Source organism: Pararcticibacter amylolyticus (assembly GCF_003130405.1).
GTDB lineage: Bacteria > Bacteroidota > Bacteroidia > Sphingobacteriales > Sphingobacteriaceae > Arcticibacter > Arcticibacter amylolyticus.
In genome coordinates this window covers 559,134-574,270 of the sequence record NZ_QEAS01000001.1, presented here as the reverse complement: position 1 = coordinate 574,270, position 15,137 = coordinate 559,134, and the positions used below count along the sequence as shown (strand labels likewise).

The following is a 15,137-nucleotide window of genomic DNA, read 5'->3' as shown; positions in this document are numbered from 1 at the left end:
TCGCTGTCCATGAAAAAAAAGATGAAGGCAGAATCTGGAAATTTAAAGAGACGGACGGTCACTCTCTCATATTTGAGGACGGGACTAAGTTGCTGACGACATTATTTGATCTGAAATATATAGGCCAGCTTAAAACAAATAACAAGGCTCCGTATCTTATTTTATCAGGAAGGGACAGTGATAATTGTGATGAAAATATGTCAGTCTTCATTTGGTGTCCCGATGACGGACCGATGAAGAAAGGGGCAGAGCTAGGCCGATATTCATATCCGGGGAGAGAAAATGATTATCTTACAGGAGAACCGATATTTGAAAGCAAGATGTATTATGGTAATTGTATGGGGTATGAGAGTTGTATCTGGCTACAAAAAACCTTGAATGATAAAAAGGTATGGGAACAAAGTGTATTCATAGTCAAACTAGAGAATAATGGTCAATTGAAAGAGTTGAAAGTAACCAAAGCTGAAGACGTCAAAAATATATCAGGAGATATAGAAGGATGTACCGAATTACCGGGGGTAACGACTACCTCCGACCCATAAGATATGAAAAGAGTAGTATTGATTCTGTTATTATTTATCCCAGGGGCGTGTTCTCAACTAAGTTCTATCAGCTTGGAGTCGTTTACAGAATTACCCCAGGAGCTGGATGGTTGTGGCTGCTATTTCTACTTGTCTAAAGAAGATGAAAAGGATAATAAGTATATTTTTGTTAACGATTTCGCCAGTACAGCATTTGTTTTTGTAAATCATAAGCTTGAAAAGTTTCAGCTTAAAGAGCATAAGGAAGGAAGTAATTTCTATTCCTATTCTAATAAGGAATATGATCTAAAGATTGAAATGACGAAAAAGTCTACAGGTGGCGACGAAACTTCTAATATCGAAGGTATCCTTACCATAAAAAAAGGCAAGGAAGAGCTAAAAAAGACTTTTATGGGGACTTGCGGCTGCTAGCAGGCGGTGGTCAGGCAGGAGAACAGCTATTACCCCTACGGCCTGGTGATGCCGGGGGGCAGCCTTCCCACCCAGCAGAACAGGAACCTGTACAACGGGGGCTCGGAGTGGCAGAACGACTACGGGGACCTTCCGGACTACTACCAGACATATTACCGGAACTATGATGCGGCCCTGGGGCGTTTCCTGGGGGTAGACTCGGTAGCGGAAGCTTCGGACACGGTGAGCCCCTATCATTATTCGGGGTAGGTTAAGAATCGGACTTGCCGCAGCTCGGGAGACTATTGGAGTGAAAATATTCAACAGCGGAGTTTAATATATCTCCAGAAAGAGGTATTCATTCAGGTAGCCTCTTTCTGAAGATTAAAATAGTTTTGGTTTTACCTTACTTCAACGACTGCCATCACAGGAAAATGATCTGAAGGAAACTTCCCGCGATAAGTATCAGTGAGCACACCCCACTTTTTAGCAAGGAGTTGCTTCGTTACAAAAATGTGATCTATAATTTCGTTGCTGGCCAGCGCTCTATCGGCACCAAAGGCATTGAAAGATGCATTGTTGGCGTAAGGGTACTTCACCTGGGTGTAAGTATCTGTCAGCATTCCTGAATTCTTCAATGTTAGGTACCAGTCGCTGTTCTGCCCTCCATTAAGGTCACCAGTAAAAATAGCAGGAGCGTTACCTGCTATCTCCCTGATCTTTTTAACGATCAGTTTGCCGCTTTCTACCCGGGCTTTCACCCCCTGGTGATCAAAATGAGCATTGAAGAAATAAATCTTTTTCTTTGATTTCAGATCTTCCAGGTAAACCCAGGAACAGATCCTGTTACAGCAGGTAGCATCCCAGCCTAATCCCGGCTTATCGGGTGTTTCTGAAAGCCAGAAATCACCCTTATTCAGGAGTTTAAACCTATCCTTCTTATAAAAGACAACCGAGTGTTCGCCTCCATCTTTACCATCATCCCTCCCTTTTCCATAATGAGCGTATTCAGGCAATGCTGCCTGGATATCGTCAATCTGGTTCTTTAACCCTTCCTGGGTTCCGAACACGTCAAAGTCGTGGAAACGGATCAAAGCTGAGACAACCGGAGCCCGGTCTTTCCACAAATTGCCGGTATCGTTCGGATTGTCGAAACGAAGGTTAAATGTTGCAGCCACAAAGGACTGGCTCATCCCTAAAAAGGGTATCAGCGCAAACAGCGCCAGAAATAAACTAAGTTTTATTTTCATCTTTATTATCAATAGTTAGTTCATCGTACTACCACTCCGGATTTTGTCCCAGATCATTGTTCTTCGACAAGTCTTTCTCCGGTATGGGATAAAGATAGTGCTTCTCTTCCCATTTTCGCTGAGCAGTCTTCAACCAGGTTAGCTCTCCGTATGTGCCATTTGAAAGCTGCTGCGGGTTTACTGATCCACCAGCCAGAGCCGGGGCCACGTTCACATAGGTAACACCTGCGATTTTATCTTTATCCGCAGGGACATGCTGTGTAAAGATCACATCGGCAACCCCGTCTTCATTAAGGTCCATTGCTTTATCAAGTTCAGGAACGTAGAATCCGTTCCACTCCATCTCCATCAGTTCCCCGGCATGCCATCTCACGATATCATAAAACCGGAATCCTTCGAAGGCCAGCTCTATTCCTCTTTCTCTTCTGATCTCGGGAAGTACGGGGCTCATTATATCCGGGAAGTATTTAGATTTAAGATAAGGATCCACAACGGTGGGAAGGAAGTCTGTATTACCGGTAATACCAGCTCTGCGCCTTAGTGCTCCGACGGTCATTGCCCAGTCAGCATCAGTTATTAAACCAAGTTCAGCTCTCGCCTCTGCATAATTAAGCAAAACTTCTGCGTAGCGGATAATGCAGACTGAATTCGTGTTACGGGTTCCTCCATCATAGTAAACGTCATCCAATGCCCATTTGATGGGCTGATAACCTGTATACGTATAAGAAAAAACGGGAGGAGCCGCTTCCTGTTTTCCACCATTCAGCCGTTTATAATTCCCCATCCGGATTGTCTGCTGAAGACGCTTATCTCTTCCCTTTACCTCTTCCATGAATGTCATAGTCTGGTACCCGGGATGGGAAGTAAAAGGAGTACCATCGATATTAAGGTACGTATTTACAAAATTACGGCTGAAGCTGACACGTGAACCATAGGTGGCACTTGTCCACCACCAGTTTGCATCATTTAATACATTTAAGCTGGCGTTCATCACGTTGGAGAGTATCACCTCGGTTGTAACCGGGGTTTCGCTGATAAAGAGCTGGCGATATGCCATATCCGTTCCTCCGCTCATGTTCAGGCTGAAAGTACCGGAAGCCATTACCTTTTGAGCCGCGATTGCAGCATCTTCCAACCATTTAGTTTCAGTCCCCTTATACCTGTCAGCAGGATGATACTTCCTGAATGTACCTTCGAAAAGCGCAACACGGGACCAGAAGGCCCATACCGTATTTTTAGTAATAAGGCTGCCTGTTTTATCAAGGGTGGTTTTGATGTTATTCGCTGCAAACTGGAGGTCGGCTCTTACTGAATCCATAATAAGCATTCTTGCATCCCTTTTGCTGTAAAGCGCCGGATCATCCACTTTGAAGGGTTTGTTGATCCACGGTACATCACCAAAGCGCTTTACCTTATCAAAATAGAACCATGCCCTGAAAAATCTGGCAAGCCCGTTGTAATGGTTTCTGTCGCTCTCTGAAACCATGGAACTCTTGTTGTTTTCCAGAAAATAGTTAATATTACGAAGTTTGGCCCAATCCCAGCCATCGCTTTGGCGGGGACCAAATGCCCCGGGAACAAGGAAATCGGGGACCTGTGAACGAACAGAGTAATCCGCCATTGCATCGCCCCTGATGATATCGCCTGCAGTGGGCAATACATCGTAGAACGAATTGGAGTACAATTCGAGCCCTTGTGTTCGATCAAATAACACATCTCTTGTTGCCGTATCCTCAGGCATCTGGTCAAGTTTCTTACATCCTGCAAATACCAGCAGAAGAAGAATCAGTATTAGTTTATCAGATCTCATATCTTGCGTCTTCATTATTATAGTGTTACTGACAGTCCGAATGATATACTCTTTAAAACAGGGTAGTTATTGCCATTACCACTGTTGTTGTTATTGGGATCCCGCGATCCTGCAGCAGGAGGGTTTGTGACGGCATCAGACCGTCCGAGATTTTCGACATCCAGGTCTTTTGTCAGCTTGTAGAGAGGCGACCAGCTCCACAGATTCTCACCCGTCATAAACAGCCGCATGCTGTTCATTCCTACCCTTGTTACCAACGATACTGGTAAAGTGTATCCTAACTGAATAGTCTTTAACCGGATATAAGCTGCATTCTGCAGATACCGGGTTTGGTTCTGATACAGTTCTCCGGCACTGTTTTGCGATACGTAACCGCGATATCTCGGGAGATAGGCATCCGGATTATCTTCCGACCATATATTTCCAAGCTGCCAGGCCGGGATCTTATTATAGGGGCGGTTATACTGCCCCCAGAACATTCCCGCCTCTGGCCCCGGGTACCAGTCGCGTTTTCCAACTCCCTGAAAAAAGGCGGAGAATGAGAAATTTTGCCAGTCGGCACCTAAGCTTATCCCGTAGGTGTAGCGGGGTGTGGTGTTGCCAATAATGGTTTTGTCGCCGGGCGAGGAAACTGTTTTATTCCCATCATCAATCACCTTATCACCGTTTATGTCCCTGAATTTAATATCTCCCGGCAGGAGCTGGCCGCTGGTAGAGGCTTTATATAAAACCTGTTTAGGGGAGTTATCTATATCTTCCTTTGAAAGGAAAAAGCCGTCCGTCACAAATCCCCAGATTTCTCCAACCTTCATCCCTGCATAGTAATCATCCAGTCTTTTCTCCGGATTAGCATATTTGGTTATCTCTGCCTGGTAATCAGCCATTGTGAGCCGGATATTGTAATGCATGGGCTTCGAGGCGAGGTTAAACTGATCCCTCCAGCTTAAAGATGCCTCCCAGCCAGTTGTCCTGAGATCGGCATAGTTTCCCTTCGGGGGATCACTTCCGAAAACAGCAGGAAGAGTCATACCGATTGTGAACATATCCGTTGTCTTCCTGACATACGCATCGCCACTAAAGCTCAGCCTGTTTGATAACAGCCCGAGATCAATCCCGACATTCTGTGTAGTAGAAGTTTCCCAGGTAAGTCCGTCCGGAAGGATATTAGGCTGCTCTGTCTTCTGCGGCCTGGTCCCGTTAAGGATCCGCCCTGACTGAGTAATAGAGAATTTCTCCATATAAGTGTAGGAATCTATGTTCCCATTCCCCAGCGAACCATACGAAGCGCGTACTTTCAGATCAGAGATAAAGGAAGGAGATATTTTCCAGAAAGGCTCGTTTGATATTCTCCATCCTGCCGATACTGAAGGGAAGAACGCATACCGTTCATTGGATGGAAATTTAGAGGAACCATCGTAGCGGCCGTTAAGCTCTACAAGGTAGCGGTCTTTGTATCCGTAGTTAAGCCTGTAAAACCCTCCCCTTACTACCCACTGATCCCAGCCTCCTCCCGTTGTGGTTGACTGCCCCAGGGCAAGATTAATATCCTTTGCACCTTCAAAAATGAGTCCGTTACGGAGTACTCTCGTCCCTTTATATGTCGACTGTTCATTATTGAAGCCGGCAAGAACCTTCAGATAGTGATCTTTCCCTATTTTAGGTTCAAATTCACCATAGATATTTGTCGCCAGATATCTTGTTGTACGATTGGTAAACTGAAGGTCGTTGGTATTAGTACCCACATATTCGATTACTCCCGGCTTACGGCTGTAGGGCACCTGCACCCGCCTCTGATCATCATCATTATCCGTATTCTGGAATGTAAAATCACCTTTCAGACGCAGTTGATTATTAAAAAATTGCGTTGAAAAAGCTGTGGTATTACGAAAAACACGTTTATCCATATCGATGCCATTCCTGCCGTACCAGAAGTCGCCTACAGTATAAGCAGCCGAATAGGTGAGGGTACCGTCAGGATTAAACATAGGCGCTATAGTATGGCCTTCGTCCGCAATATTTCTCCAGATACCTCCTCCTTCTCCAACATTGAGAGGATTGAAGTAACTGACAGATGAATAGTCCGCATTATTGGTCATCCGAAGCCAGGGGAGTAACTGCAAAGATCCTTTTGCCCTCAGATTGTAGCTCTTGTAATCGTCTGAATTATATCTGAAAAGCCCTTTCTGATCATAGAACCTCCCGGAAACATAAAAATCTGCTTTACCACTGCTTCCGGAAAAGGATAAGTTGTGGTCCATTGCATTGTTATGGTCCTTGTAAAGTTCTTTGTACCAGTCTGTATTCCCGTAGTAAACATATTCCCCGTTTGAGTTAACTTCTACCTTTGGCAAATTGGGATTCTCGTCACGCCTTTTGAGTTCTGCAAGATACTCCTGCGAAAACTTAACTGTTTTGTTAACGTTCTGAGGAGTCTGCGAGTAATCATTCCAGGCAGACCATGCCTCATTAAACATCTTAGCAAACTGATAGCCGTTAGTTACAAATTCAGGAACGGCAGTCGGGCTTTTTATAGCCTGGTTAAAAGAATAGTTGATAGCCATCCGGTCTTTGGAAGGGCTTTTAGTGGTGATCAACACCACGCCGAATGCTCCCCTGGCACCATAAATAGCTGCGGATGCAGCATCTTTCAGAACAGATACACTCTCAATATCATTCGGGTTGATCCGTGAGGGGTCGCCTTCCACACCATCGATCAGCACCAGGGCATTTCCACCCTGGCCAATAGAGGTGACACCGCGGATATTCATAGCCGGCGATTGAATCGGTTTACCATCAAGGGGAACAATATTCAGGTTGGGAAGATAGCCTTGCAATCCCTGTGTAATATTGGAAACAGGGCGGTTGGTCAACACTTCCGAGCTGACCTGATCTACAGCCCCCGTAAGGTTCTCCCTCTTCTGAGTACCGTATCCCACGACTACCACTTCATTCAGGGATCCGGCAGCAGGCTTCAGGGCTGCATTTATCGTCGTGGCTGCGCCAGTTGCAGCTTTTATCCCGGTGAGCCTCTTTGGTTCATAAGATACATAGCTTATCACGACCGAATACACACCAGCAGGAGCTGACAAGGAAAATTTTCCCCGGGCATCAGAGACCACTCCGCGCTTTAGTTCTTCAATACGGATACTTGCTCCGGGCAGCGGCTCCCCTTTTTCGTCTGTTACAGTTCCGTTTATACGTCCTTCCTCCTGCTTCCTGGCAGAAGGTACAGGCCGGTACAGGGTGATGATCCCTTCGTGTTCCTCTTTGAAGCGAACCGGTGTAGCGGCAAGAAGCTTGTTCAGTATCACATCAAGACGTTCGTTACTAAAAGATAATTCTCCGGTAGTGCCGGTTTCCGTTTCAAGTACTTTTGGATCATACGCAAATTCTGCTTTACTTTTTTCTTCCAGTCTGCGGACGGCGTTGATCAGGCTTTCGTTCCTGAAAGAAATATTGATCCGCGTTGCAAATACAAGTCCTGATATTTTTGCGGCTTGTAAGGCCGGGGGAACCGAAAAGATGAGAAAACAAATTAAAAGGGTAAACAGGGTCGCTTTCTGCTTTAGCAGTAAGTCTTTTTTCATATTTTTGATTTCTTAGTGATTAAACTATTGCTGAGAGCCTGACTGACAGGCGGCAATCTGATTCAGTCAGTTCTTTAAGATCCGGTCCTGCTTCAGGACCGGATTGAATAACATCAGTATAATTCTATTACATTTTCTTTCCTCCTGAAATGATTTTGATGGATCGAGGCGATGATTGACATAGTCGTTTCGACACTCCTGGAAGTGTTAATCCGGACGTTAAAAGCATAAGAGTAAATAGCCGGGCTGCTGGTAGTGAGCTCTATCCCATATGCGTTTTTCAATGCCATCGCAAGCTCGCTGAAGTCTGCATTCCTTAAAAAGATCCTTCCGTCTCTCCAGGCACTGCTTAGATCAGACTCCTGCCCCTGCACTCTGAACTTCCGGCTACGTTTATTGTAAATTATCTGGCGGTCGTGTTCAAGGATGGCCAGTGCGGTATTCTCATGGCTCACCTTCACCCGTCCACTGGAGACGGTGATCTTCACTTCCGGCAGCTCTTTGTATGCTTTTATATTGAAGGACGTCCCAAGTACGCGTGTAGCGATTCCTCCGGAATGAACAATAAAAGGGCGCACGGCATCACCAGTAACGTCAAAGAAGGCTTCCCCCTCGTCGAGATAAATTTCTCTAACCTTTTGTTCTGGAAAATCCCTGGATACTCTCAGCTTGCTGGCTGCATTCAGCCAAACAACCGAAGAATCCGGCAATACAAGTCTCTTTAACTTTCCACCTGGGGTAGAATAAGAAAGAAAGGGGGATCTCTCCGCAAGAGAAAGCTTTCTCCATACTCCGATGCAAATTGAAAACAGAAGAATCACGGCAGCGGCATAAGGGATCACCACTAAGGAGAGCCGCCTGACTGGAGTCCGGTACCAGTAAGGCTTTACAGCCTTATAAATCTCTTCCCTGATCCTGTCTTCATAATCACCTTCGGCCAGTATACCGGGAAGCTCATCATCAGGATGGCTGTTATACCATTTCTCTATAAGATCAATCTCCGCGGGCGTCGCACGGCCTTCAATATATTTACTGAGAAGTTCTCTAAAGTTTTCTGTTTTCAATGATACAAGCTTTTATAAACAAGTACCCTGAAGCTGCCCGGGATACTTTAAGCCAGTATTAAGTTTTCGTTTATTGTTTGTGAAGCAAACTGAGGACGACCATAAGGGAAGAAAGATAGTTCCCGGGATATTTTGCTGCAATTTTCTGCCTGATCCTTTTCATTGCTTCCGAAAGATTGTTTGACACTGTCTGCTCTGCAATATTTAAAGCAGCAGCAATTTCTTTTATACTGTAATTATCGCTTTTCAGGAGAAAAGCCTGTTTCATGTTATCGGGAAGGGCATTTACTTCCTTTTCCAGTATAGATTCGAGAGCATAATAAGGGAACAGCTCATTCATGTGACATACCGCCTCTTTCATCTTTTCCATCCCGTATTGCAGCACTTTCATTTTCACCGTTTCCGACCTGAAATATTTAAGTACCTGCAGCTTAACAGCACCTATCAGGAAAAACTCAAGTTCTGTTTCAATCTGCAGTTTCTCACGCTTTTTCCAAACCGAAACGAACACTTCCTGTACAATGTCCTTGGCTGTATCTTCATCGTCTGTACGCCTGTATGCTATGCTGAAAAGCTTTTTCCAATACCTTTCATAAAGCAGATCAAATGCCATAGAATCTCCTTTTCTCAGACGGATGATAAGGTTGTCCTGATTCATTGTAGCCATACCTTTACAATTACCGGTTCAAAAGTACAAACGTAGTGTAAACAGAACGTTAAGGATTCATACAGCTCTTTTAATCTGACAGAAAATATCCGTACAGCTGGCATATCAGCCTGTACATCCGGTACAGTGATCACATCCTGTATAGAAGCGTTAATCAGAAAGTGGGCTTTATCAGAAGCCTGCCTTCTTTATTTGATGCAGGAAGAGTAATCTCCATCAAACCGGGGTAAGGACTCTTTATATCAAGTTGTTTTCCGGAAAACGCCGCCTGATATTTTTGTGAAGGATCCATACAGACCAGGATCGAGCGCTTGTGTGCTGAAGTTGCTTTATCAAAATCAATAACAGCCTCATAGGTTGAATTACCCCGGCTCATCTTCTGTGATTTTATCCACACCTCAAAACCGGCGGTAACTGTGCCCGGCTTGTAGTAAGCGGAGAACCAAGACAATACAGGGGTTGATAACCCTGAGAACTGGTGCCATCCGGCCCCCCTGCCTGTTTTGGCAAAAAAGTGCTCAAAGGTATAGTAAGATTCGTTTGCTTCTCGGGAATACACATCCAAGCCTTTTGCCGCAATTTTAAATGCCAGGTCCGCGCGGCCAAGATCAAGCATCGTCTTCCACATGAACCATTGATGCGGCATCCATACCGCTCCGTTCCAATAACCATCAGATTGATAATATGGAGCAGACTGATCCACTACACAAATACCCGAAGGTGTCCATAGATGCTGCTCCGAAAAAAGCTTTTCTATTAAAATATCTTCCTGCTCAGGGGTACAAATGCCGGCAAAAAGAGGATATGCCCCGTCGAGCCCCATGTTGTAATCCTGTCCGTCTGAATAGTTAAATGGCCCCAGAGGACGTCCTTCAGCATCATGACGGACATAGCTGAAATAGCCACTTTTCATGTTCCACGAAAAACTTTGCAGCGCATGGCTGAATTTCCTGATATCCTTATCATAGGATGCCGCATCTTTTTCGTTTCCGGATGCAACAGCCGCCAGTCTTAATATCTTTGCGGTCCGGATGCATTGTGCAGTAGTGATAACGGGAGTAACATATTTTTCCGCCTTTTGCCTGTGTACGCCTACCTGCGCCGGATAATCATCCCATCCTCCGGAATTATAAAAATAATCCCAGGTCTTCAAAATCCCTGAACGAAGTACACCAGTGGTAGAACTGCCCAACTGACCGGACAAAAATCCATAATACTGTTTTAAACGCGGATAAAAATACTGCAACAACTCTTTCGATTGACTCTTATTCCACAGATCCATGAAGGCATACATCTGCACCGGGACCGGTGAGCCATGATGTATAAATGCAGACTGGCTTCCAACCGGAGTGGTATAGGCATTCAGGCAATCTGTTGCCAGCTGAGAGTTTACCTCATTCAGGCCGATGGCAATAAACCCGGAATCCCAGGTATAAAGACTGTTCCACCATTTTCCCGGGGTGAAGTGCCGGATATACTTTCTTTGGGTATAAATGGGATAAACGACATTTGACAACAGGGTAGATCTCAATAACCTCTGGCTAAGTTCATACTTTTTACCTTCCGGAAGAACCCGGTCAGGCGGGGTGGAAGCGACAACAGGCTTATATGCTTCAGCGGAATCTCCTCTTACTGTCTTAAGTTTTTTCAACCTTTCTTTCACCTGGCTGAGCGTACCGGTACAAATGAGGCTCGACACCGTTCTTTCAGAATTGGGAGCAAGCTCTACTGGCCTGATAAAGACATTGAAATAGTGCCCTTTATTGTTTCCGTTGAGAATACTGTCAACATGATTATGCACCAGCTTCCGGAAATATGAATCAAGCTCATCATTCCTCACCTCTCTCACTGTAAAATCGTTACTATCCCATGCGATACCATAATAAGAAGGATTATCTTTATACTTCAGGACAGCATGCTTCTCTTGTGGGTTTGAAATAATCTGCGGGTAGTTTTCTCTTATATTATCAACCAATTCTGCGTCGCTTTTCCCGTCAGACAGAAGCACCCCATTCAGTTCAAGAGCATCTCCCTGCGTCACTTCTATTATAAGATCGCCATTCAGATCCCCTTTTAATACCGTCTGTAAATCCTTTACGGCCAATGCTCCCGTTCCATTCAGCAGGAGGCTTTCGTTTGCAATACCTGTGATCTTCAGATTACAGCTCCTGTTTTCTTTTAACCTGTAAACCAGTAATAGTTTTCCTCCGTCAGCGGGGCTTTTAAAGTTAACCTGATAACTTACCTTGTCTCCCGTTTGTTCACCCAACCTGATAGCAGAACCGTCAAGGTAGGCAGCGTCTCTTATTTCTCCTCTCATCAGGCCGTCTGTTACAAGATTATCCTTCGGGCTCTGCTTCCCATAATGAACGGAGCTGTAATCCGCAGCATTGATCCACTTACTTCCCTGAGGCCGGCTTAATGACTTAAGCGGAAAAATATCGGGATACCCCAGCCAGGCCATGAGGTTCAGGGTGACATTCTGTGGCATTGATGTAGCATTTACACACTTCATGGACGCCAGTACTGTCAGACTATCCAGGATCTTATAGCTCACATCCACATATACCTTATCTTTCCATTCAAGCTCGTATCGATAGGTAAAGGCCGACATGTCCGGAGAAAAATCCCATGGGAAATAACCAGACTCAAACAGAACATTGGGGACAACAATTTTATTCCTGTAATATCCGGGCACGACAGAAAAATCAAAGCGAACACCGGCACGAATTTCCGGGATATGTGATATCCCGGCATATTGTTTCGAATAAGGGCCCCATTTGCCGGCACTGAGATCATGAGTGTTTTCAAGTCTTTTAAATTGAATGCTTTGATGGCTCCCCGGGTATTTATCCTGGGCGTAAAGCGACTGTGATATCAGAAAAAATACCAGCAGGAGAAGGGCGTGTGTTCTTTTCATAATTGGATTACCCTGCGAATATCCATTATTTTGAGTCATCTTGTCTTTATTAATATTGATCTGGCTTCGGGTATGTAAATACAGGGACGCCAAAACTGCTTAAGTACAGTTGTTTCCAGCCAAACCTGAATGCCTGGTTCGGCATGTATCCCCGAATCAGGCAATTGCAACAATCGTCTGCATATTCCACTTTATTGCCATTTTTTTATTTTCTTTGAAGAATAAATTAGCGTATATGTACCAATTCTTATTTCAGGCCCACTCAGGATTACGATTTATCGTTTTTTTCGCACTTGTTATCACTATTATCCTGGCATTTGCAGGATGGTTTGGAAACAAGCCTTTTTCCAAAAGTAACAGGACCTTCAATCTGGTCACGCTTATTTCCACTCACATCCAGATAGTTCTGGGTCTTTTCCTCTATTTCGTCAGCCCCTTTGTTCAATTTGGAAACATGGGAGCGACCATGAAGGACAGTGTATCAAGATACTGGACTGTAGAACACCTGGCAATGATGCTGGTTGCGGCTGTACTGATTACTGTCGGAAACGCCAAATCCAAGAAAGGATTAAATGATGCAGCCAAACACCGAAGCACAGCTATCTTCTTCGGACTGGGCTTACTGATTATTGTTGTAGCAATCCTTCAGAGCGGAAGACCACTTTTGGGCGTAAGTCACTAATTGTAAAAAAACTTCCATCTTAATTTGTAATTTCAAATTGCTTTAACTTCATTTGTAACATGTTAATAGTAAGACATACTCAAAACTGGTGGTGGCACACATTAAGTGGCGCCGGGTACGATTATGTTTATACTGACTAGAGTTTCAACCGATACAGATAATAAATATAACCCGACGCATAAACGCCGGGTTTTTTTATTTCCGGCGGCCGGAAACCAAACAGAAATCAGATTAACATTATGTATAGATTATATACTTCTTACAAAAAACTACTGGCAGATACTACTACACCGGTAAGCATCTATTTGCGGTTACGCGATGTATTTCCTAACAGCATCCTGCTTGAAAGTTCCGATTATCACAGCCGGGAGAACAGCATGAGTTACGTTTGCTGCGACCCTCTGGCCGGCATAATACTGGAAAAGGACACCTTAAAGCTCACCTACCCTAACGGGACACAGAAGGAAATACCCTCTGAAGGACTAAATGTACAGGAGGAAGTGACGCATTTCAGGCAACAATTCGAATGTCAGGATGATACGCCGTTCAAGGTCATTTCAAATGGGCTCTTTGGCTATTTCACCTATGAGACGATCCAGCATTTTGAAGATATCCGCTTAAATTCATCCCTTTCTGAAGAGCGCGATATCCCCCTTATGCAGTATCACATTTACAGGTATGTCATCGCGATTGATCATTTTAAGAACGAGCTGTATCTTTTTGAACACCGAACCTCACAGGACGAGTCTTCCGGCCTCGAAAGGCTCCAGTACATCACACAGAACAAGGATTTTCCCCAATATCCTTTTGAATCATCTGAGGAAGAGAGATCAAACCAGACGGATGAACAGTTCATTGAAATTGTTGAGAACATGAAACGGCATATTTTCCGGGGGGATGTATTTCAAATTGTACCTTCCCGGGGATTTTCAAAGGCGTTCCTCGGCGACGAGTTCAATGTATACAGAGCATTACGCTCTATTAATCCATCGCCTTACCTGTTTTACTTTGACTACGGAAACTTCAAGTTGTTCGGATCTTCTCCTGAAGCCCAGCTGACCATAAAAAACAGGGAGGCAACCATTTATCCGATAGCAGGCACGTTCAGGCGTACCGGCAATGATATCCTGGATGCCCAGCTCGCAGATAAACTGGAAAATGACCCAAAAGAAAGTGCCGAACACGTGATGCTGGTCGACCTGGCAAGAAACGACTTAAGCAGGCATTGCGAGCAGGTGCAGGTGAAGGCGTTTAAGGAAGTGCAGTATTACTCCCACCTGATTCATCTTGTATCCAAAGTGACAGGCAAACTTCAGGAAGATGCAAACCCGTTTTTTGTTGTGGGCGACACTTTCCCTGCCGGCACTTTAAGCGGTGCCCCTAAATATAAGGCCATGCAGCTTATAGATAAGTACGAAAATACAGGCAGAGGATTTTACAGCGGTGCCATCGGGTACATGGGCTTCAATGGCGACTTCAATCACGCCATAATGATCCGTTCCTTCATGAGCCGTAATAATGTTTTGCACTATCAGGCTGGCGCGGGAATTGTAGCAGATTCCGATCCGCAGAGTGAGCTTAACGAAGTAAACAATAAAATAATGGCTTTAAGGAAAGCAATAGAAATGGCAGAAACGATTGTTCCAAAAATTGAAAAGATTGCAGAATGAAGATATTGGTAATTGACAACTACGATTCGTTTACTTTTAATTTAGTGCATCTGCTGAATGAATGCGGTCATCATCCTGTAGTTTGGAGAAACGATAAATTTAAACTGGAAGACGTAGAGCAGTTTGACAAGATTGTTCTTTCTCCCGGGCCGGGAATACCGTCTGAGGCCGGACTTCTTCTTGATGTGATCAAAACCTACGGCCCGCACAAGAGCATTCTCGGTGTGTGCCTGGGAGTTCAGGCAATTGCAGAAGTTTACGGCGGAAGCCTTTATAATTTATCATATCCTGTCCACGGAAGGGCAACAGACATGAGCGTTCTGGACAGCGGGGAAACTTTGTTCTCGGAACTGCCCGAAACATTCAGGATCGGACGATACCACTCCTGGGCCGTAAACAGGGAAGATCTGCCGAATGACCTCAAAGTAACGGCCAGAGATACAGAAGGAGTCATTATGGCACTGCGCCATCTTCAGTATGATGTCAGGGGGGTTCAGTTTCATCCAGAGTCTGTGCTGACAGAACACGGACGTAAGATGATTGAGAATTGGCTGA

12 protein-coding genes are annotated in these 15,137 nt (G+C 44.8%); 6 read left to right on the top strand and 6 right to left on the bottom strand.

Annotated features, from left to right (window positions below; genetic code table 11):
• The 3 genes from DDR33_RS25675 to DDR33_RS02445 all read left to right on the top strand — a co-directional run.
• Positions 1 to 542: hypothetical protein (locus DDR33_RS25675; RefSeq protein WP_158280613.1), on the top strand; the 542-nt coding region annotated here is incomplete at its 5' end.
• A gap of 3 nt (positions 543 to 545) precedes the next feature.
• A complete protein-coding gene (locus DDR33_RS02450) occupies positions 546 to 953 on the top strand; it encodes a hypothetical protein (protein ID WP_146198680.1) in 408 nt (135 codons plus the stop codon).
• A gap of 6 nt (positions 954 to 959) precedes the next feature.
• On the top strand, positions 960 to 1,202 hold the full coding sequence (locus DDR33_RS02445; RefSeq protein ID WP_109414149.1) for a hypothetical protein: 243 nt from the start codon (positions 960 to 962) through the stop codon (positions 1,200 to 1,202).
• A gap of 131 nt (positions 1,203 to 1,333) precedes the next feature.
• On the opposite strand, the gene DDR33_RS02440 is transcribed toward DDR33_RS02445, so the two are convergent.
• The 6 genes from DDR33_RS02440 to DDR33_RS02415 all read right to left on the bottom strand — a co-directional run bounded on the left by DDR33_RS02440 (position 1,334) and on the right by DDR33_RS02415 (position 12,269).
• Positions 1,334 to 2,182, bottom strand: coding sequence for an endonuclease/exonuclease/phosphatase family protein (locus tag DDR33_RS02440; protein WP_109414148.1), 849 nt, complete (start codon positions 2,180 to 2,182; stop codon positions 1,334 to 1,336).
• 28 nt (positions 2,183 to 2,210) lie between these two features.
• Complete coding sequence (locus DDR33_RS02435; RefSeq protein WP_238387630.1) at positions 2,211 to 4,007, bottom strand: RagB/SusD family nutrient uptake outer membrane protein; 1,797 nt, start codon at positions 4,005 to 4,007, stop codon at positions 2,211 to 2,213.
• A gap of 2 nt (positions 4,008 to 4,009) precedes the next feature.
• Positions 4,010 to 7,579 carry a SusC/RagA family TonB-linked outer membrane protein gene (locus tag DDR33_RS02430; protein WP_109414147.1) on the bottom strand — a complete coding sequence of 1,190 codons (3,570 nt, stop codon included), beginning with the start codon at positions 7,577 to 7,579 and terminating at the stop codon, positions 4,010 to 4,012.
• A gap of 113 nt (positions 7,580 to 7,692) precedes the next feature.
• A complete protein-coding gene (locus DDR33_RS02425; RefSeq protein ID WP_109414146.1) occupies positions 7,693 to 8,643 on the bottom strand; it encodes a FecR family protein in 951 nt (316 codons plus the stop codon).
• Between the two features lie 70 nt (positions 8,644 to 8,713).
• Positions 8,714 to 9,310 (bottom strand): RNA polymerase sigma factor, encoded by a 597-nt coding sequence (locus tag DDR33_RS02420; protein WP_109414145.1) that lies wholly within the window; start codon positions 9,308 to 9,310, stop codon positions 8,714 to 8,716.
• Between the two features lie 154 nt (positions 9,311 to 9,464).
• The gene (locus tag DDR33_RS02415; RefSeq protein WP_238387629.1) at positions 9,465 to 12,269 is read right to left on the bottom strand and encodes an MGH1-like glycoside hydrolase domain-containing protein; all 2,805 of its coding nucleotides are present in this window, start codon (positions 12,267 to 12,269) and stop codon (positions 9,465 to 9,467) included.
• 196 nt (positions 12,270 to 12,465) lie between these two features.
• Here DDR33_RS02415 and DDR33_RS02410 point away from each other — a divergent pair, with 196 nt between their 5' ends.
• The 3 genes from DDR33_RS02410 to DDR33_RS02400 all read left to right on the top strand — a co-directional run.
• Positions 12,466 to 12,912 carry a cytochrome B gene (locus tag DDR33_RS02410; RefSeq protein ID WP_109414144.1) on the top strand — a complete coding sequence of 149 codons (447 nt, stop codon included), beginning with the start codon at positions 12,466 to 12,468 and terminating at the stop codon, positions 12,910 to 12,912.
• 239 nt (positions 12,913 to 13,151) lie between these two features.
• Positions 13,152 to 14,582, top strand: coding sequence for an anthranilate synthase component I family protein (locus tag DDR33_RS02405; protein ID WP_202913631.1), 1,431 nt, complete (start codon positions 13,152 to 13,154; stop codon positions 14,580 to 14,582).
• Positions 14,579 to 15,137: anthranilate synthase component II (locus DDR33_RS02400; RefSeq protein ID WP_109414194.1), on the top strand; the 559-nt coding region annotated here is incomplete at its 3' end. The genes DDR33_RS02405 and DDR33_RS02400, both read left to right, overlap by 4 nt.